Raw genomic sequence first — 16,986 nt, 5'->3', positions numbered from 1 at the left:
AGTGCCATTTGGCACTTTTATTTTAATATCACCTTGTCACCTTTGGTGCCAAGAACCGTCACTTTCTCTCCATTAGCTAAATTTCCGTCATATTTCCAAAGAGTGCCTTTAAAATAGACCATATTTTCTCTGATCTCACCAACTCCGGCTTCGTCTAAAAATTCCTCGTTAAAGCTCTCTTTCCTGGACATAAATTTACTCTTTAACGGCGCTTTTAAAAGCACAAGGAGCACGATCGCAATCGCTGCTGTAATTAAAATTTGATAGCTCCAAGCAAAACTAAAACCAAAATTTATAGCTCCAACTACTATAAAAGCTATGCCAAAAAATAGCAAATAAAACGAGAAAAAGATAAACTCGGTGATGCACAAAACCACACCGATTGCTATCATTATAAAAGGGCTGATCACGCCTTATCCTTAGCTAGGAAATTTTTCAAAACGCTAAGGGAGCCAATAAGCTCAGTCACCTCATAAGGGACTAAAATTTTATCTTTTGAGCTATTTTTAGCTAGCTCGCTAAATGCCCCGACTCTATCGCGCGCGAGCAAAAATTCAGCCGCATTTGCGTTTTTGCTCATGCTATCATTTATCATATCCATAGCCTCTTTTTGAGCCGTTGCAATGGCGATTTGCTCGTATTTTTTTGCATCAGCCATACGCTCGATCGCCTCTGCTTGAAGCACTTTTTCTTGTTTTAGCGCTTCGGCGTTGCGTATTAAAGCCTCTTTTTCAGCCAAGGCTTTTAGCTCAATCGCACGTTTTTCACGCTCAGCTTTCATCTGCATATTCATCGCCTCTTCGATGCCAAGTGGGACAGAAATTTCAGAAATTTCTACACGCATGATCTTTACACCCCAGTTGCCAGCAGCGTCGCCAAGGGCTACTTGAAGTGCGGCATTTAGGCGGTCACGTGAGCTTAGTGTATCGTCAAGATTCATCGCGCCTATCTCGCCACGAAGCGTTGTCATGGCTAAATTTGCAATGGCACGCTTGTAGTTATCGACATTATAAACCGCCATTTTTGCATCAAACACCTTTAAAAAGACGATACCATCGACGCTTATATTTACGTTATCTTTTGTGATGACTTGCTGTTTTGTGATGTCCACAAGCTGCTCTTTTACGGTAATGATCGCTCTTATTTGATCGACAAATGGTATGATTATGTGAAATCCGCCGTCAAGCACTTTGTGAAATTTACCAAGTCGCTCAATGAGTAGATTATCAGCTTGTGAGACGATCTTGATACCAGCCTTTAAAAACAAGAACACAAAGATAATCAGAACTACGACTAAAACGCCAAATGCCTCGATTTGCATTTTTACTCCTTTAATTTATAATTTGTTATTTTCTTAAGTATTATAATACATTTTAAATTTTATTTTCAAAAAGGATTAGCATGAAAAATTTTATATTTGCACTAAGTGCGGCTCTACTTTTGGCAGGTTGTGCCTCATCTAGCCAAAATGCAAACGTCCCACAAGGCAAATGTGAAGTAAAAAGTAGCTGCGAAGCTCCAATTAACAGCATCGAGGGCACTTATAAAGCATTTTTGCCTTGCGCTAGCTGCATGGGTATAGACTCAACCCTTATACTAAAAAAGGACGGCACATTTGAAAGTGTGATGAACTACAAGTCAAAAGACAACTACAAAGCCGTTAGTAAAGGCAAATATTCAATCGAAAATGGTGTGATAACAACGATTGATGAGTATAAAGAAAAGAGCTTTTATAAAATAGAAGGTGAGAACCTAAAAATGTTAGATATGGATAAAAAAGAGGTCACTGGCGAGTTAAAAGATAAATACATCTTTAAACGCGTAAAATAAATTTTAAAGGCAAAATGATATAATTTTGCAATTTTTAAGGAGTTGCGAATGAAATATCTTTTTGCCATACTTATCTCATTTTTCATCCTTGGCTGCGCAAAAAACGAAAATTTAGAGCCAAAACAAAACACACAAAATACAGTAAAAGAAGACAAGCCGCTAGTTCAAGTAAATACACCCAAAAAGCCAGAAAAGCTAATACTTCCAAACTCAATTTATAGTAGTTTTCACACTATTTTGCCTTGCCCAAACTGCGAAGGCATAAAAACTATCATTACGCTAAATAAAGATAAAACCTACACAAAAACAATGCTTACTATAGATAAAGAAGTAAGCTTAGTTGAAAAAAATGGCACATTTGATGTTGATGATAGTGCTATCATTTTAAAAGATGAAAATGGCAATCTTAGCTATTTCGCACCAAATAAAAACTCACTTCTTCAGCTTGATGATAAGAAAAATAAGCGAGTTGGCGTGCTAGCTCAAATTTATAATTTCGAGCCGGTAAATAAAGCTTACAAAGATAGTTTTTTTGCTAAATTTTATAAATTTAAAAACAAAGATAGTTTTTTAGATATCGTAATCGTACCAAGCAAAAATGGTGCGAAAATAAGTTTTTATTCATCATTAAAAAATGGCTCGCCACTTTGCGAGTTTAGCTCTGAGCTTTTTTATGACAAAGGGATTTTTTACCTTTTAGATGAAAAAGGTATCGCATTAAGCATACATAAGATAAATGGCGATCTATTTATAATCGCAAATGATAAAATTTGTAAAGGTGCTCACATAGGCGGGCATTACAAAAAAAGTAAAGGCTATAAAAATATCTTTGGTAAAGGATTTTTTTCAGAGATTACGAGCGATTCTGCAAATAGAGATGTGATAAAAATTTATGGCTCAAAAAACATAAAACGGGATAACACAAAAAAAGAAAACAGCTACATCGTAACAAACAAAAATGAAAGAATTTTTGAATACACCTTGCTAAATGGCATTATCACAAGCATTGAAATTTACTCAAACGAATTTAAAACTCCAGAAAATATCAGCCTTAAATCAAATTTCAAAGATATAAAAAACGCCCTTATTATCTCTAAATTTCAAAGCGATACAAACAATATCTGGCTAAAAATAGAGAGTCACGACATGCTGATAAAGTTAAAAAATCCGCTCGGAAAAAGTGTGGCAAATCTAAACGAAATCCCAGAAGAAACGCAAGTAGAGCAAATAACACTAATGTGGAATCAGTAAATTGAAAGAGTATATTAAGCTTTTAAAAGATGAAAAAAATTTTCGTCTTTTAAGTATCATTCAGCTTATATGCTATTTTGGCGTATGGTTTTCGCACACAGGTATTTTTACCCTTCTTATCAAGCTTGACGCTCCTGTTTGGGCGATCACATTAAGTGCAGCGATGGCATTTATCCCGGGTGTTGTCATAGCTCCGTTTAGTGGAATTTTAGTTGATAAATTTAGCCCAAAACCAATGCTTGTCATCATGATGGCAGTTGAGACGATAAGCGTTTTTATGCTTCTTTTTATAGACTCACTTGATTTTTTATGGCTACTTTTACTCATCATTTTTGTTAGAAATGGCACTGGCGGAATGTATTTTCAAGTAGAGATGAGCGTGCTGCCAAAAATTTTAAGCAAAGAAAATCTCAAACTCGCAAACGAGATCCACTCTATCATCTGGGCGGTCTCATACACTGCTGGTATGGGGCTAGCTGGAGTTTATATACACTTTTTTGGTATTAAAAGCGCATTTTTGCTTGATGGCATACTATACATTCTTAGCTTTGGATTTTTATATTTTTTAAATTTACAAGGTCTAAAGCCAGAATTTATAGAAAAACCACTAAAAATGCTAAAAAATGGCCTTGTGTATTTAAAAGAAAATAGACTCATCGTGCATCTTATATTCTTGCACGCCTTTGTTGGCATTACCGCTTATGACGCATTGATCGCACTTTTGGCTGACTACAAATATGCAAATTTACTCTCGACATCGCTAATTATAGGATTATTAAATACCTCAAGATCCATTTCGCTTATGTTTGCTCCAGCCATACTTAGTAAATTTATAAATAAAAATACGCTTATTTTCGTATATATCGGTCAAGGCCTTGGTATTATTATTTGGGCTTTATCGCTTTGGAATTTTTATCTATCGCTTATTGGCATTATCTTTGCTGGATTTTGCACATCAAGTCTTTGGAGCTACACCTATACAATGCTTCAGCAAAACTGCAAAAAAGAATTTTATGGCCGAGTGATTGCATATAACGATATGATTTTTCTTGGCTTTAGCGCTCTCATTTCATTTATCATTGGTCTGCTTTATGATATTGGACTTAGCGTTGAGATGATTGCGAGTTTTATGGGAAGCCTCTTTTTTGTAGGAGCTTTTTACTATCACATCGTATTAAAAAGCTACAAAATAAAGTGATTGATTTTAAATTAAGTCGCCCAAGTTAAAAGGCGACTTGGCAAATTTTTATTTTTTTAGATAGTAGGTAGTTCCATTTGAAAAGCGTTTTTCATAAGCTGGAGTGTAAGGCACAAGATCAGCGTGCCCAGCATAAAGCCTACCATCTGGCTTAAGCAATTTATGAAGCCTCTCAACGCATTTTAATCTAAAATCATCATCAAAATAGATCATCATATTTCTTGAAAGCACGATATCAAATTTTCCTAGATTAAAAATAGCATCATCAAAAACATTTAAAATTTTAAACTCGCACCTTGGTAAATTTTCTTTTTTTATCTTAAATTTATCCTCACTCTTTGTAAAAAATCTCTCTTTTTGAAAATCGCTTAATCTATGCAAGCTCCTCTCACTAAAAATACCATTTTGACAGCTTGCTATGGCTTCTGAGTTTATATCTATACCTACGATTGAAATTTCATGCTGTTTAAATCCCATCTCATAAGCAAGCATCGCGAGCGAATACGACTCATCTCCAGTAGAGCAAGGAGCACACAAAATTCTAGCTCCTCCAAGCTCCTTTGCGTAATAGATCACATCTTTAAGTTGAGGTAACTCTCTATAAAAATAAGTCTCATTTACAGTTACTAGATTTAAAATGTCTTGTCGTAAGCTTGAGTTATATCTTATCATTGAAACAAGATCTTTAAAGCTTTTTATCTGACGATCTCTAATAAAAATGGTAATTCGCTGTAATGTGATATCTCTTTTTGGCTCCAGATCAACTCCGCAAAGAGTTTTGATAACATTCATAAATTCATTAAAACTATCCATATCTTGTGAAGTATTTGTTTGCATTGTTTTTGTATCTTTTGCGTCATTAGTTAATAGCATTTAAAAAATCCTCCAGCTCTTTTTTTATCATAGTTAGATTTAATGATTTTAAGCTTTGATTTAGCTCTTTTGCACGTTTTGGCATACCATAAACTATCGCACTCTCTTCATTTTCAGCTATACATTTTGCTCCAGCCTTATAAAGCTTATCAAGCCCAGATGCACCATCATCTCCGATGCCAGTTAGTAAGATAGCTAGGACATTTGCGCTTTTACAAATTCCAACTCCAGATTTAAACAACACATCAACATTTGGCGTATATATAGTCTTTTCTTCTGTATTTGGTTTTGCACTGATTGGTAAATTTGGTGATACCACTACATTTTGTTCACAGACATATACGGTATTTTCTTTTAAAATTTTCCTCTCATTTAAAATTTCAACATCCAAGCCACACTCTTTTCCGATTTGCATAGCAAAAGAGTTTATAAACATTTTATTCATGTGCTGGGCTATCACGATAATAGCTCCATTTAGTTTTACGTTTTTTAGTAACTTTTTTAAATGCCCAGGCCCGCCAGTAGACGCCCCTATTAATATTAATTTTTGTGCCACAAATAGCCTTTAAAATTTTAATTTAATATTTAGCTTACGCCACTTTTTTGTATATCGTCAATATCCTTGCCACTCTTTATATGCCTTGCTAATTTTTAAGCAAATTTATAGATTATTTCTTTGTCATCTTATATAAAAAGCTAAAAATTTCAGCAACAGCTTTATATAAATTTGGTGGAATTTCTTGATCAACTTCAACCTTGCTTAAAATTTCAATAAGATCAGGATCCTCTTTGATCGGTATATCATGCTCTTTTGCAAGATCAATTATTCTATTTGCTATCTCGCCAGCGCCACTAGCCAGCACTCTTGGAGCATTATCTTTAGATCTGTTGTAGCCAAGAGCTACTGCTTTTTTCTTATTTACTTGCATTAAATTTTCTTATCAAAGCCCACATCAAGGCCACCAAATTTTTTAAATCTATCATTTAGCTTTACTTTTGACAAAGTTTTGATATTAAAGTTTGAAACTATGAGTCCGAGCTTTGATATTGCTTGTTTTAATTCGCTAGAGTTTGAGAGAATTAGCTCCTTAAACTCATTTGTTTGCGTAGCTACCGAAAGATCAATGTACCTTTTATCAATAAGTCCAACCATCACATTTATCTGTCCAAATTTCTTAAAATTTAGATCGATCTGAGCGTAAAATTTATCCTTTTTGCCTTGCTTAAATGCTATATTCCCACCCTCAACACCGTCCCAGATATAAGGCATATAAGTTTGAATCCCGCCTTGAAGGCTTGATATCATTTGATGCATCTCAATCTGTGAAATCATCTTATTTGCAGCATTTACGCTTTGCGGGTTTTGACTCTTTTCACTGATATTTAAAAGCGTGCTTTTTATATCTTGGCTTAGCACCTTTGAAATTTCGCTGCTATTTTTAGTCGTAATGTTATTTATATCGTTTGTGGCGAGATTTAACTGCTTTAAAAGCGCCTTGCTCTCACTTAGCTCATTTTTAGCCAAACTTGCCTTAGCATCAGCAAGACTTAGGCTATGAGCAAGACGTCTCGCCGCACTTTGGAGCTTATCTTGTAAGCTACCATCCTTTGAAACATCGCTCATCTCATTAAACGCTTTTACAAGCCCTGCTTCATCGCCTATGTTATTTAGCGTTTTTAGATCGTTTTTTATGCTATCAAGGATAGTTTTTAGCTCTTTGTGATTTTGGCTAAAACCAAAATTTTGATTTAGCTTTTCATTTGCTAGGCTTGCGACTTTCTCGCTTAAATTTGAGATGAAATTTTGCATTTTGCCTATTTGATTTTTTACTAGCTCGCCATTTTGATCTTTTGAAAAATTTTTATCTAAAAATTTAACCACACTATCAAGCTTATCAACATCTTTTAAAAGGGTTTTTATGTTTGAGTTATCAAGGATATTTTTTGCGTCGCTACTCGCTTTTTCAAGTATAGAAGCAAGTTTTGAAAAAGAGTTTTGATTGTCTAATTTTTCATCGTTAAGGGTTAAAATTTGATTTAGCAAATTCCCGCTTGAGAGATTTTTTATATCACTTAGTAGCTTCTGAACCGAGCTTGGAAGCTTCTCTGGACTAAGTGCGTCTTTTAAATTTGCTTCAAACATTACGCCTGAGTTTTTGATCTGATCATTTAGTGAGCTAGCTTTTAGATCGGCTATTGGCTTTAGAAATTCTTTTAGCTTTAGTGCAAGGCTCTTTATCTCAGGGCTTTCATTTTGTGCTGCTTCAGCCTCTAAGCTTTTTGCAAGGTCTGATAGTTCGCCTGCTAAATTTGGAGCGATTTTCGTGTCTTTTGCCTGAGATAAAATTTGTTCAGCCTTGCTAAGACTTGAAGCGCTTTTTAGATCATCAAGCACTCTTGCAACGAGTTTTCCAACATTATCAAGTGTCTCTGAAATACTCTGCTCACTAGGCGTTTGTACGCTTGGCTGATTTTTAAAAAGCGAGCCTTCATTTTTACGAACTGGCACATTTTGAGTAGCATTTTGCCCGGTTTGAACCGAAGTATTTGATATATTCAAAGAATTTCCTATGTCCATTTTTCACTTTTTATTTTTTCTATCGGCAAAATTTCCATTTTGCTCAATAGTAGCTATGCCAGCCGTTCTTGCAACGAGCCTGTCGTTATACTCTTTTCTCATGTGCTGTGGTATTGTCTTTTGTGTTAGCGCAAATAAAATAAGTCCAGCAAAAAGCACCAAATAAACATAGATAAAGCCAAATGCTCCAAAAATTTTCATCGCATAGCTCATAAGAAGCGGCGAGAAAAGCGAAGCCAAAGAGTAGCTAAATAGCAAGGCACGTGCGACTTGCACGCTTTTAGTTTTATCTGTGATCTCATCATTTGCCCTAGCTAAAGAAAGCCCATAGGTGCAAAAAATTCCAGCCCCGAAAAAGAATGAAAGCAGATATTCAACCGTTAAATTTTTGCCATTTAGTAAAAACAAAACCGCACTTATTAAAGCCACACTACTACAAAGCAAAATAGCTGGCCTTCTGCCATATCTATCAGAGAAACTACCGATAAAAACTTGAGCTAAAAAGCCTCCGATCATCGCAACCGTCATAAAAAATGACGCCTCTTTTGTGCCGTATCCTTGAAGCAAAACAAAAAGGCTTGCCATCGAAAAAAAGCCGTTTATTGCTAAGCCTGCAATGAGCGCACCAACAAGAGCGAGCGGGACGATACCAAAAATTTTTGGGATGTTTATGGGCTGACGCTCTGGGATTTGAGGCTGATTTATACGGATCAAATTTAATGGAATGCTTGAGAGCATGATAAAAGCTGCACTTATGATGAAAATTTCAAAGGTATTAAGATCAAGCGCCAAGATCAAAATGCCAAGTCCAAAACTCGTGTAAAAAACGCCTTCATAAAAGGCTATCACACGAGATCTTATTTTGTTTGGAATTTTTGCATTTAGCCAGCTTTCTATAACCATCAAAAGTGCGTAGTAGCAATATCCCAAAAATGCACGCAAGATCGCCCAGAATACTAAATTTTGATTTACCGCATGAAGCATAGCTGAGACTGCAAAAATGGCTGAAAAGATGGCAAAGGCTCTAATGTGGCCAGTAGTTGAGATAACTCTATGAGCTGTAATAGTGCTAATTAACGCACCCACAAAAAAGCCTGTATTGATTAATCCAATCTCTAGCTCACCCACTCCATTTTGCTTAAGAAGTGCGCTGCAAGATGCGATGACTAGGCCATTTCCGATAAAAAGCAAACTCATGCCCAAAAATAGCGGTCCCATCGAGCGGATGATCCTAAAGCTACTTGCCATCTGCATCCTTTCTTAAATTATTTTGCATTATCCCAAAGATAAAAGCTCCAATGGGCATGGGAGCAAGCCCAACTAAAAAGCCAGGCACATTTAGTAAATTTTCATTTCTTAAAAATAAAAATCCTAAGAATAATGCTGCATAAGCCGCCAAACGGTAAGGCATAAATGCTGCCACATAACTCTTATCTTTAAATGAAAATTTTTGTTTTTTTAGCCTTGCTTTCTCATCCTTTAGGTTAAATTCTTTCACCTCTTCTTGAGGAGAAATTTCATCCTCCTCATCCTCATCCTCTTCTTTTATTGTGGCTAAAATTTCATCTCTTGCATTTTCTAGCCTTGAGTTTATACGGTTTTTATAGGCAAAAAAACTAGCCGTTAAGATAATGAGCGAGGCAAAAAATGAAATTTGCGAGCTTATAAAAAATGAAAATGATACAAATTTGCCAATCGCACTAAGGACAAGCCAAAGCACAAAATAGCAAACCAAAAGCCTACTAATCGTCCTCATCATCATCTTTTTCGTAGCTTTTAAACCTATTCTCGTCTTTTAGCTCATCTAAGCTTTTTACCTGTGCCTTATAAGCCTTGTATACGTTTAAAATAGCTGCCAAAATACCAAAAACAAGCCCTATCCAAAGTGCAGGCGTAAAATTTGTAGCCTTTTTTACAAGATATCCTAGTCCAGTGCCGATTACCACAGCTACAACCATCGATATGCCAAGGCTTAGCTGCTCAGCACCTACTACTATATCTTTTACTTTTAGCTTTGCCATTAGGCTTTTATCTCCAAAAATGCCTCTTTAGCTGCATTTATAGCTAGATCAATATCGGCTTCACTCATCGCATCGCAAACAAATCCGGTCTCAAACTGGCTTGGTGCTAGATAAATTCCACGCTTAAGCATCGCTTGGTGAAATTTAGCAAAAAGCTTTGTGTCGCTTTTTAATGCATCATCATAATTTTTCACAGCGTGATCTGTAAAAAAGTAGCCAAACATCGAGCCTCTAACATCGGTTTGTATAGCGATGCCAGCACTTTTTGCTGCCTCTTTGAAGCCGTCCATTAGTTTTTTAGCTAGTTTTTCAAGCCTAGCATATAAATTTGGATCGCTATTTATCTTTGAAATCGCCGCTATACCAGCACTCATCGCCACTGGATTGCCACTTAGCGTACCTGCTTGATAGACAGCACCCTCTGGGCTTAAGCAGTCCATGATCTCAGCCTTACCTCCAAATGCAGCGACGTTCATGCCTCCACCTATAACCTTACCAAATGTTATAAGATCAGCGTCAACCTCGTGAAATGGATATGAGCCAAGGCGAGAAGCCCTAAAACCGCTCATAACCTCATCAAGTATAAGCACTGCACCAAATTTATCGCACACTACTCTAAGCTCCTCTAGAAATTTCTTATCACCTGGCACAAGCCCCATATTTCCAGCGATAGGCTCGATAATGACGACGCCGATTTTGTCTTTATTATTTTCAAAAATGGCTTTTACGCTTTCGATATCGTTGTAGATAGCTAAAAATGTGTTTTTCACAACATCTTGTGGCACGCCGCCGCTTGAAGCGTTGCCATATGTCGTAGCTCCACTTCCTGCTTTGATAAGAAGCGCATCGCTGTGTCCGTGATAGCAGCCTTCAAATTTTATTAGACCATCTTTTTTGGCGTATCCTCTAGCTACTCTGATCGCACTCATCGTGGCCTCTGTGCCAGAGCTAACGAAGCGAATTTTATCTATTTGTTTAAACTCATCACATATCAGCTTTGCTAAAGCTGTCTCTTTTGGCGACGGAGCGCCGTATGATACGCCTTGTTTTACCGCCGAAGTGATCGCCTCTTCGATATCTTTATCGCAGTGACCAAAGATAAGCGGACCCCAGCTTTGGATGAAGTCAAGATACTTTTTGCCCTCGACATCGTATAGATAAGCGCCCTTTGCATGGTCTATCATCACAGGCTCGCCACCAACACTACCAAATGCACGCACTGGTGAGTTTACGCCGCCTGGGATATATTTTTTAGCTTCGCTAAATGCCTCTTTATTTGTCATTTTTTATCCTTTTGATTTTGTGTTTTTAAATTTGTCTTTTGATTATCTTTTGGGCTTGCAGCTGGTTTTGCTGGTATTTTTGCCGCTTGTGTAGTAGCTTTTGCTGGCTCAGCCGGCTTAGCTGGGGCTGTTTTAGCTGGCTCTGTAGCCTTTGTGGCAGGAGCAACTTTGGCTGGCTGTTCAGGTTGTTTTTGTACAGCAGCAGGTACTGCGGGCTTGGTTAAATTTTGCGCTTTTGCCGCCTTTGCAGGAGTTTTCATCTTATTTGTGATGTACTCATAAAGGATGGTTGTCTCCTCATCTGTTAAAAAGTAGCTTGGCATTACCCCTTTTGGCTTTGTTAAAGCGGCTTTAAAGCTTTCAAATTCTATATCATTTATCTTTGGAGCTCTTAGCTCATCATCAACTGTTTTGTTTGTCTTTTTGTCAAAATGCTTGTATTTGGATATCAGACTACCCTCGCCCTTTGCACCGTGACATTTGTCGCATCCTATGCCACGTGGATTTAGGTATAGCATCTTGGCGTACTCGGTCTTTGTGATAAAATCAGCACCAAAAATCACCACACAAAAAAGCAAAATCAAAAAAACAGACCGCATAAACCTCTCTTTTAAAAATTTAATTTAATTTTAGGTATGATACCACCCTTGTGATTAAAAAAGCTTTTAAATAAGGATCCAATATGAAAATTTTAGACGGCAAAGCCGTATCTTTAAAGGTCAAAGAAAGCGTAAAAGTAAGAGCTGAAGAACTAAAAAAATTTGGCGTAGAGCCTACATTGGCTGTTATCCTAGTGGGCGAAGATAAAGCATCTCAAACATACGTTAGAGCCAAAGAAAAAGCCTGCAACGAATACGGCATAAAAAGCGTAGCTCACCGCCTAAGTGAAAATACAACCCAAGCAGAGCTTCTAGCACTTATAAATGTACTAAATTTAGACGATAGTATCCATGGCATCTTAGTGCAGCTACCACTTCCAAAACATATAGATACAAACACCATTTTGGCAACGATCGATCCAGCAAAAGACGTAGATGGCTTTCACGCTGTAAATGTTGGCAAACTTGTTAGCGGGCTGGATGGCTTTGTGCCTTGCACACCGCTTGGAGTTATGGAAATTTTAAAAGAGTATGGCATTGACGTGGCTGGACTAAACGCGGTTGTTATAGGTAGAAGTAATATCGTTGGAAAGCCTATGGCAAACTTGCTTTTAAACGCTTCAGCAACCGTTACGATCACTCACAGCAAGACTAAAAATTTAAAAGAAATTTGCAAAAACGCTGACCTCATCGTCGCTGCCATTGGCAAGCCATTTTTCTTAAAGGCTGATATGGTAAAAGATGGCGCAGTAGTCGTTGATGTGGGTATAAACAGACTTGATGATGGTAGGCTTGTAGGCGATGTGGACTTTGACGAGGTTGCGCCAAAATGCTCATACATCACACCAGTTCCAGGAGGCGTGGGTCCGATGACGATTGCGATGCTTTTAAATAATACAATCCTTGCAGCCCAAGCTAAGATAGCTAGCCACAAAAGAGCGTAATAATGAAAAAATTTTTTACTAAATTTTATGACTTTTGCTCGAGCTGGACTGGCACTATTATCATTGTTTTACTAGTCATTTTTTTTGTAGCTCAAGCCTTTGTTATCCCTTCAGGCTCGATGAAAAATACGCTTTTGGTTGGTGATTTTTTATTTGCAAAAAAATTTGTTTATGGTATACCAACACCAAGAATTCCATGGCTTGAGGTAAAAATTTTACCCGAGCTAAATGACAATGGGCATCTTATTACAGGCGATGGTCCGGCAAGAGGCGATATAGTCGTCTTTCGTTATCCAAAAGACGAGAAAACTCACTTTGTAAAACGCTGCTTTGCCACAAGCGAGGACGAGATCGTCTTTACTGAAAAAGCCCTATATCTACGTCCAAAAGAGGGAGATAATTTCATAAAGGCAAACTGCCGTGAAAATTTAAATGGTAAAGAGAGTAAATTTGGCTACTCATGCAGTGATGTAGTTGATCTTGACGGTAGGCTTTTCATCAAAGAGCCATATAGATTTAGCGGCATCCACTATGACGAAAATGTAAATTTATTTGAGCAGATGATTTTCATGCTAAATACAAACAAAGATAGTGTTTTTATGAAGCCAGTGCCCATTAGCTCATTGCCTCAAAATCCAAATTTTGATTTTAATGCATTTTACGTAAAAGTGCCAAAAGACGAGTACTTCATGATAGGCGACAACCGCGATCACTCAAATGATAGCCGTTTTTGGGGAAGCGTGGCTTATAAGGACATAGTCGGAGAGCCTTGGTTTATATATTTTAGCTGGGACAGCAACTACAATGTGCGTTGGGAGCGTATCGGACGCTTTGTAGATACGATAGAAAACGATGAGTTTTTTACAAAACAAGCTCTAAAAGAAGGCGAAGTAGATGGGCTTCATTGATAACATAGACATAGTCAAAGTCGCCACTATCGTCATCTCTTTAATAATCGCCATCGTCGGCCACGAGATCGCTCACGGATATGTCGCTTATAAATTTGGCGACAACACTGCAAAAAGCCTTGGCAGGCTTAGCGTAAATCCTATAAAACACATCGATCTTGTTGGCACCATCATCGTACCGCTGGTGCTTTATCTAAGCACTGGCATGATGTTTGGCTGGGCAAAACCAGTGCCTGTAAATACCTACACAGTCGTGCGAAATGGCGGATATAAAGCAGCTATCTACGTAAGTCTAGCTGGCATCTGTTACAACGTCATCCTAGGCGTCTTGTCTCTTTTTGTACTAAAGGCTTTATTAAATATAGAAACCTTTGAAATTTTACTTCAGTTTTTATTTACGCTTGCGCTTTTAAATTTGATGCTAGCCATCTTTAACCTCTATCCGATCCCGCCACTTGATGGCTTTCACGCGCTCGAGTACGCGCTTAGAAATTTTGGCTTTCACGCACTAGCTGAAAAGCTAGAGGGTATCTCGCGATATGGCTTTGTCATCCTTATCATCATCCTCATTTCGCCTTTAAAAGATACTATCTTTTATCCAACAAGATACGTTTTAGATATCGCAAGCGCCTTTATAAATGGCTAAATTTAGAGCAAATTTGCTCTAAATTTTTGGCTTTATGATCTTATAAGAGTACTCTTTTTTAAATTCTTCTTTTGGTGCAAGCCTAAATTTAAGCTCCACCTTGCCATCTTTGCTGATATCTTTCTTATCAAAGCCCTTTATCTCGACCTTTACCGCCTCATCGGCAGACACTGGCACGCGATCAACCAAAGTGACATCGACGCTTTTACTTGAGTTATTTTTGACACTTATCTCATAGCCCTCTTCGCTTATGCGCTCTTTACCAAGAAACGAACTCTTTTTAAATTTATTTAAGCGCTCTTTTTTAAGCTCTATTAGCTCGTTTTGTCCTAAAAAGAGCTGCACTGGCTCATCTTTTGCCTTTAGTTTAAATTCGCTAGGACTGCCAACACTCACGCCATTAACGTAAAACTGCGTTTTAGCTGGCGTTAGATCGTCATTTAGCTTAAAGCTAGCTACGTTATATGCCTTTAGCGAGCCGTAAAAATCAGCAAAAACGCTAAAATTTGCATCCATTTTTTGCATGTCGTAAGTTATATATTTACTCTCGCCTTTCGCTAAATTTATCCCATCTATCTTCCAAATTTTGGCAAACTCATTCTCATCTCTTTGCACACGCATATCAGCGACCTCAGCGGCGACTTTCGCGGCTCTTAGCATATTTTTCGAAGCGCCGTAACCATCAGCCTCCGCCTCGCTCTCCTCGTACCAAGGGTAAAACTTGCTTGGAGTAAGCGCCTTTTGATATCTGGTCGGATAGATGGCGAGCTTTAAATTTTTAACTTCACTTGCAAATGGGTTGGTAAGCAAAATTTCTTGTTTTATCAAGATATTTTTGTTTTTTGTGTCTGCATAAATTTCATTTAGCGTCTTTGGCGCCTCATCATCCATGTATGAAAGCGTCGCCTCTTTTGGGTCGCAAGCAAATTTCATATCAAGTTGCAAAAATCCAGCCATCTCGCTCTTTGGCTCATTTTCTTTAAGCGCTTCAAGCTCACTTTTAGCAGCTGAAATTTTCTCGATATTTTCTAGGCTAAATTTATAAAACTCATCAGCTCTTTTTGTCACATCGTTACTTTTATTTTCTCCTATCAAAGCTTGCTCTATAAACCTACCTCTTGCATTTAGCGCCTCAAGCTTGTTATTTAAATTTGCAACTTCTTGCTTCCATTTTATGTAACTTTGGCTATTTTCTTCGCTGATCTTTTTTAGATAAGCATTCGCGTCACAATCCCCATTTATCGTGATGCTCTCACTCTGCACACCTTCTGGCACAAAGGCGCTAAAAGAGCTATTTGCGTCACTAAATTTTTGAGTGATGATGGTTTGATCTGTGTAGATCTCTATTAGATTTTCATTTGCGAAGGCTAGCGTAGAGGCCACTAAAAAGAGCGCTTTTTTCACATTTTCTCCTTTAAATTTTTGGTAAATTATAGCTTCATTTTGGCTGAGAGTAAAATTTTATTTTAATGCAACTTTGACTATAATCAACAAAAAATTTAACGGACTTTTCATGAAGATAGACAAAGTTTTCTTAGCTAGCGATCACGCTGGTTTTGAGCTAAAAAACGAGCTTAAAGAGGCTATTAAAGGGCTTGGATACGAAGTGGTTGATCTTGGCACAAACGATAAAAATAGCGTTGATTACCCTGATTATGCGCATTTGCTAGTGAGCAAGCTTGAGCCTAACTGCTACGGCGTGCTAGTTTGTGGCACGGGCATAGGCATATCAATAGCTGCAAACAGGCACGAAAACGTAAGGTGCGCTCTTTGCCACGACGAATTTACCGCTAGACTTGCAAGAGAGCACAACGACGCAAACGTTATCGCTTTTGGAGCAAGGGTTATTGGAGCTGGCGTGGCTACAGCAGCACTTGAAACATTTTTAAAGACAGAGTTTGCAGGCGGCAGACATGAAAGAAGAATCAAAAAAATAGAGCTTAAGGAAGCCAAATGATAGGCGAGTGGATCGTTTTTACTGCTCTTGTTTGTGCTGCGATCTACCTAACCGTCATGGTTTTTTACTTTAAAACGCTTCTTAAAAAAGAGCGTGCGACAAAAGATTTTATGAAAAATAACCTCCAAGACACCGAGGTCGTCATAAGAAAATTTCAGATCCAACTTCAACGAAGCCTCGGCAACATCGACATCTTAACAGACGAGCTAAACAAAACTAAAAACGACGTGACCTCACTTCGCACAAGAAATTCCCAGTACCGCCTAGAAAACGATAAGCTAAGACAGCGCATTCGTGAGCTTGAAGGCAAGATCGAAGCGCTACTATAACCTCAAATTTAAGGAAATTTATGAAAATTTTAGATCAAAAAGGCAAAGAATTTTTACTAAACTCTATTCGCTGCATAAACGATTTTCCAAAGCCTGGCATAGTTTTTCGCGACATCACGACACTACTAAATAACAAAGAGGCATTTAACTTTTTGATAGATCATTTGGTGGCTAGATATGAGGATGCAAATATCGACTACATCGCTGGTATCGAGTCACGAGGCTTTATCTTTGGCGCGGCACTTGCAGCAAGACTAAGGCTGCCTTTTGTGCCTATTCGCAAGCCAAAAAAACTACCTTTTATCACGCTTTCTCAAAAATATAGCCTAGAATACGGCGTCGATGAAGTGCAAATTCACATCGATGCTTTTGGAGAAAAAGCAGACGCTAGAGTGCTTTTGATGGACGATCTCATAGCCACTGGAGGCACTGCGAAGGCTTCAGTTGAGCTTATCAATCAAACTAACGCAACCTGCGTAGAGGCGTGCTTTCTCATAGATCTAGTCGATCTAAAAGGTAGCGAAAAGCTAAAGTCGCTTACTAAAATTTACAGCGTTTTAGAGGTTTAG

The 16,986-nt window shown here is 37.8% G+C and carries 20 protein-coding genes and 1 pseudogene; 9 read left to right on the top strand and 12 right to left on the bottom strand.

The window, feature by feature from the left end:
- Positions 1-17: 17 nt before the first annotated feature.
- Both FZ940_RS01990 and FZ940_RS01985 read right to left on the bottom strand, forming a co-directional pair.
- Positions 18-410 carry an NfeD family protein gene (locus FZ940_RS01990; protein WP_021090625.1) on the bottom strand — a complete coding sequence of 131 codons (393 nt, stop codon included), beginning with the start codon at positions 408-410 and terminating at the stop codon, positions 18-20.
- Entirely contained in the window at positions 407-1,321 is a 915-nt protein-coding gene (locus FZ940_RS01985) for an SPFH domain-containing protein (RefSeq protein ID WP_148821299.1), read from the bottom strand. The genes FZ940_RS01990 and FZ940_RS01985 overlap by 4 nt, the downstream gene beginning before the upstream one ends.
- Before the next feature lie 80 nt (positions 1,322-1,401).
- On the opposite strand from FZ940_RS01985, the gene FZ940_RS01980 reads away from it, so the two are divergent.
- Genes FZ940_RS01980 through FZ940_RS01970 form a run of 3 tightly spaced genes read left to right on the top strand, consistent with a single transcriptional unit; the run spans position 1,402 to position 4,279 of the window.
- Positions 1,402-1,830 carry a copper resistance protein NlpE gene (locus tag FZ940_RS01980; RefSeq protein WP_148821298.1) on the top strand — a complete coding sequence of 143 codons (429 nt, stop codon included), beginning with the start codon at positions 1,402-1,404 and terminating at the stop codon, positions 1,828-1,830.
- A gap of 48 nt (positions 1,831-1,878) precedes the next feature.
- Positions 1,879-3,081 carry a copper resistance protein NlpE gene (locus FZ940_RS01975; RefSeq protein WP_148821297.1) on the top strand — a complete coding sequence of 401 codons (1,203 nt, stop codon included), beginning with the start codon at positions 1,879-1,881 and terminating at the stop codon, positions 3,079-3,081.
- Position 3,082: 1 nt separating this feature from the next.
- Positions 3,083-4,279 (top strand): MFS transporter, encoded by a 1,197-nt coding sequence (locus FZ940_RS01970; protein WP_148821296.1) that lies wholly within the window; start codon positions 3,083-3,085, stop codon positions 4,277-4,279.
- A 48-nt stretch (positions 4,280-4,327) separates the two neighbouring features.
- Here FZ940_RS01970 and FZ940_RS01965 read toward each other — a convergent pair whose 3' ends face one another.
- The 9 genes and pseudogenes from FZ940_RS01965 to FZ940_RS09400 form a co-directional block, all read right to left on the bottom strand.
- Positions 4,328-5,152 (bottom strand): CheR family methyltransferase, encoded by an 825-nt coding sequence (locus FZ940_RS01965; protein ID WP_148821295.1) that lies wholly within the window; start codon positions 5,150-5,152, stop codon positions 4,328-4,330.
- The gene (locus FZ940_RS01960) at positions 5,139-5,708 is read right to left on the bottom strand and encodes a CheB methylesterase domain-containing protein (protein ID WP_021090732.1); all 570 of its coding nucleotides are present in this window, start codon (positions 5,706-5,708) and stop codon (positions 5,139-5,141) included. The genes FZ940_RS01965 and FZ940_RS01960 overlap by 14 nt, the downstream gene beginning before the upstream one ends.
- Before the next feature lie 112 nt (positions 5,709-5,820).
- On the bottom strand, positions 5,821-6,081 hold the full coding sequence (locus tag FZ940_RS01955) for a FlhB-like flagellar biosynthesis protein (protein ID WP_148821294.1): 261 nt from the start codon (positions 6,079-6,081) through the stop codon (positions 5,821-5,823).
- The gene (fliK, locus tag FZ940_RS01950; protein WP_187422124.1) at positions 6,081-7,712 is read right to left on the bottom strand and encodes a flagellar hook-length control protein FliK; all 1,632 of its coding nucleotides are present in this window, start codon (positions 7,710-7,712) and stop codon (positions 6,081-6,083) included. Before fliK ends, FZ940_RS01955 begins: the two co-directional genes overlap by 1 nt.
- A 21-nt stretch (positions 7,713-7,733) precedes the next feature.
- Complete coding sequence (locus FZ940_RS01945; protein WP_148821292.1) at positions 7,734-8,978, bottom strand: MFS transporter; 1,245 nt, start codon at positions 8,976-8,978, stop codon at positions 7,734-7,736.
- On the bottom strand, positions 8,968-9,486 hold the full coding sequence (locus FZ940_RS01940; protein ID WP_262367580.1) for a DUF3298 domain-containing protein: 519 nt from the start codon (positions 9,484-9,486) through the stop codon (positions 8,968-8,970). The genes FZ940_RS01945 and FZ940_RS01940 overlap by 11 nt, the downstream gene beginning before the upstream one ends.
- Complete coding sequence (locus FZ940_RS01935) at positions 9,473-9,751, bottom strand: AtpZ/AtpI family protein (protein WP_148821290.1); 279 nt, start codon at positions 9,749-9,751, stop codon at positions 9,473-9,475. Before FZ940_RS01935 ends, FZ940_RS01940 begins: the two co-directional genes overlap by 14 nt.
- Positions 9,751-11,034 carry a glutamate-1-semialdehyde 2,1-aminomutase gene (gene hemL / locus FZ940_RS01930; RefSeq protein ID WP_148821289.1) on the bottom strand — a complete coding sequence of 428 codons (1,284 nt, stop codon included), beginning with the start codon at positions 11,032-11,034 and terminating at the stop codon, positions 9,751-9,753. The genes FZ940_RS01935 and hemL overlap by 1 nt, the downstream gene beginning before the upstream one ends.
- Positions 11,035-11,279: 245 nt before the next feature.
- A pseudogene (locus FZ940_RS09400) lies at positions 11,280-11,633 on the bottom strand (c-type cytochrome); the annotation flags it as partial.
- An 83-nt stretch (positions 11,634-11,716) separates the two neighbouring features.
- Here FZ940_RS09400 and folD point away from each other — a divergent pair.
- Genes folD through FZ940_RS01910 form a run of 3 tightly spaced genes read left to right on the top strand, consistent with a single transcriptional unit; the run spans position 11,717 to position 14,131 of the window.
- Complete coding sequence (folD, locus tag FZ940_RS01920) at positions 11,717-12,577, top strand: bifunctional methylenetetrahydrofolate dehydrogenase/methenyltetrahydrofolate cyclohydrolase FolD (RefSeq protein ID WP_148821287.1); 861 nt, start codon at positions 11,717-11,719, stop codon at positions 12,575-12,577.
- 2 nt (positions 12,578-12,579) lie between these two features.
- Positions 12,580-13,485: a signal peptidase I gene (gene lepB, locus FZ940_RS01915; RefSeq protein ID WP_148821286.1), complete on the top strand. Its 906-nt coding sequence runs from the start codon at positions 12,580-12,582 to the stop codon at positions 13,483-13,485.
- Positions 13,472-14,131 carry a site-2 protease family protein gene (locus tag FZ940_RS01910; RefSeq protein ID WP_148821285.1) on the top strand — a complete coding sequence of 220 codons (660 nt, stop codon included), beginning with the start codon at positions 13,472-13,474 and terminating at the stop codon, positions 14,129-14,131. Before lepB ends, FZ940_RS01910 begins: the two co-directional genes overlap by 14 nt.
- Before the next feature lie 18 nt (positions 14,132-14,149).
- On the opposite strand, the gene FZ940_RS01905 is transcribed toward FZ940_RS01910, so the two are convergent.
- Positions 14,150-15,535, bottom strand: coding sequence for a DUF4139 domain-containing protein (locus tag FZ940_RS01905; protein ID WP_148821284.1), 1,386 nt, complete (start codon positions 15,533-15,535; stop codon positions 14,150-14,152).
- Positions 15,536-15,644: 109 nt separating this feature from the next.
- On the opposite strand from FZ940_RS01905, the gene rpiB reads away from it, so the two are divergent.
- Genes rpiB through apt form a run of 3 tightly spaced genes read left to right on the top strand, consistent with a single transcriptional unit; the run spans position 15,645 to position 16,986 of the window.
- Positions 15,645-16,088 carry a ribose 5-phosphate isomerase B gene (gene rpiB, locus FZ940_RS01900; protein WP_148821283.1) on the top strand — a complete coding sequence of 148 codons (444 nt, stop codon included), beginning with the start codon at positions 15,645-15,647 and terminating at the stop codon, positions 16,086-16,088.
- Positions 16,085-16,417, top strand: coding sequence for a hypothetical protein (locus FZ940_RS01895; RefSeq protein WP_002939538.1), 333 nt, complete (start codon positions 16,085-16,087; stop codon positions 16,415-16,417). The genes rpiB and FZ940_RS01895 overlap by 4 nt, the downstream gene beginning before the upstream one ends.
- Before the next feature lie 20 nt (positions 16,418-16,437).
- A complete protein-coding gene (gene apt / locus FZ940_RS01890; RefSeq protein ID WP_148821282.1) occupies positions 16,438-16,986 on the top strand; it encodes an adenine phosphoribosyltransferase in 549 nt (182 codons plus the stop codon).

This window comes from Campylobacter concisus (genome assembly GCF_902460415.1).
GTDB classification, from domain to species: domain Bacteria; phylum Campylobacterota; class Campylobacteria; order Campylobacterales; family Campylobacteraceae; genus Campylobacter_A; species Campylobacter_A concisus_Y.
This window is presented reverse-complemented; position numbering and strand designations above follow the sequence as displayed.

Excerpts from the sequence above, each read along its gene's own strand:
- FZ940_RS01985 (WP_148821299.1), bottom strand. The coding sequence starts at position 1,321 with ATGCAAATCGAGGCATTTGGCGTTTTAGTCGTAGTTCTGATTATCTTT.
- FZ940_RS01980 (WP_148821298.1), top strand. The coding sequence starts at position 1,402 with ATGAAAAATTTTATATTTGCACTAAGTGCGGCTCTACTTTTGGCAGGT.
- FZ940_RS01975 (WP_148821297.1), top strand. The coding sequence starts at position 1,879 with ATGAAATATCTTTTTGCCATACTTATCTCATTTTTCATCCTTGGCTGC.
- FZ940_RS01965 (WP_148821295.1), bottom strand. The coding sequence starts at position 5,152 with ATGCTATTAACTAATGACGCAAAAGATACAAAAACAATGCAAACAAAT.
- FZ940_RS01955 (WP_148821294.1), bottom strand. The coding sequence starts at position 6,081 with ATGCAAGTAAATAAGAAAAAAGCAGTAGCTCTTGGCTACAACAGATCT.
- FZ940_RS01945 (WP_148821292.1), bottom strand. The coding sequence starts at position 8,978 with ATGGCAAGTAGCTTTAGGATCATCCGCTCGATGGGACCGCTATTTTTG.
- FZ940_RS01940 (WP_262367580.1), bottom strand. The coding sequence starts at position 9,486 with ATGAGGACGATTAGTAGGCTTTTGGTTTGCTATTTTGTGCTTTGGCTT.
- FZ940_RS01935 (WP_148821290.1), bottom strand. The coding sequence starts at position 9,751 with ATGGCAAAGCTAAAAGTAAAAGATATAGTAGTAGGTGCTGAGCAGCTA.
- hemL (WP_148821289.1), bottom strand. The coding sequence starts at position 11,034 with ATGACAAATAAAGAGGCATTTAGCGAAGCTAAAAAATATATCCCAGGC.
- folD (WP_148821287.1), top strand. The coding sequence starts at position 11,717 with ATGAAAATTTTAGACGGCAAAGCCGTATCTTTAAAGGTCAAAGAAAGC.
- lepB (WP_148821286.1), top strand. The coding sequence starts at position 12,580 with ATGAAAAAATTTTTTACTAAATTTTATGACTTTTGCTCGAGCTGGACT.
- FZ940_RS01910 (WP_148821285.1), top strand. The coding sequence starts at position 13,472 with ATGGGCTTCATTGATAACATAGACATAGTCAAAGTCGCCACTATCGTC.
- rpiB (WP_148821283.1), top strand. The coding sequence starts at position 15,645 with ATGAAGATAGACAAAGTTTTCTTAGCTAGCGATCACGCTGGTTTTGAG.
- FZ940_RS01895 (WP_002939538.1), top strand. The coding sequence starts at position 16,085 with ATGATAGGCGAGTGGATCGTTTTTACTGCTCTTGTTTGTGCTGCGATC.
- apt (WP_148821282.1), top strand. The coding sequence starts at position 16,438 with ATGAAAATTTTAGATCAAAAAGGCAAAGAATTTTTACTAAACTCTATT.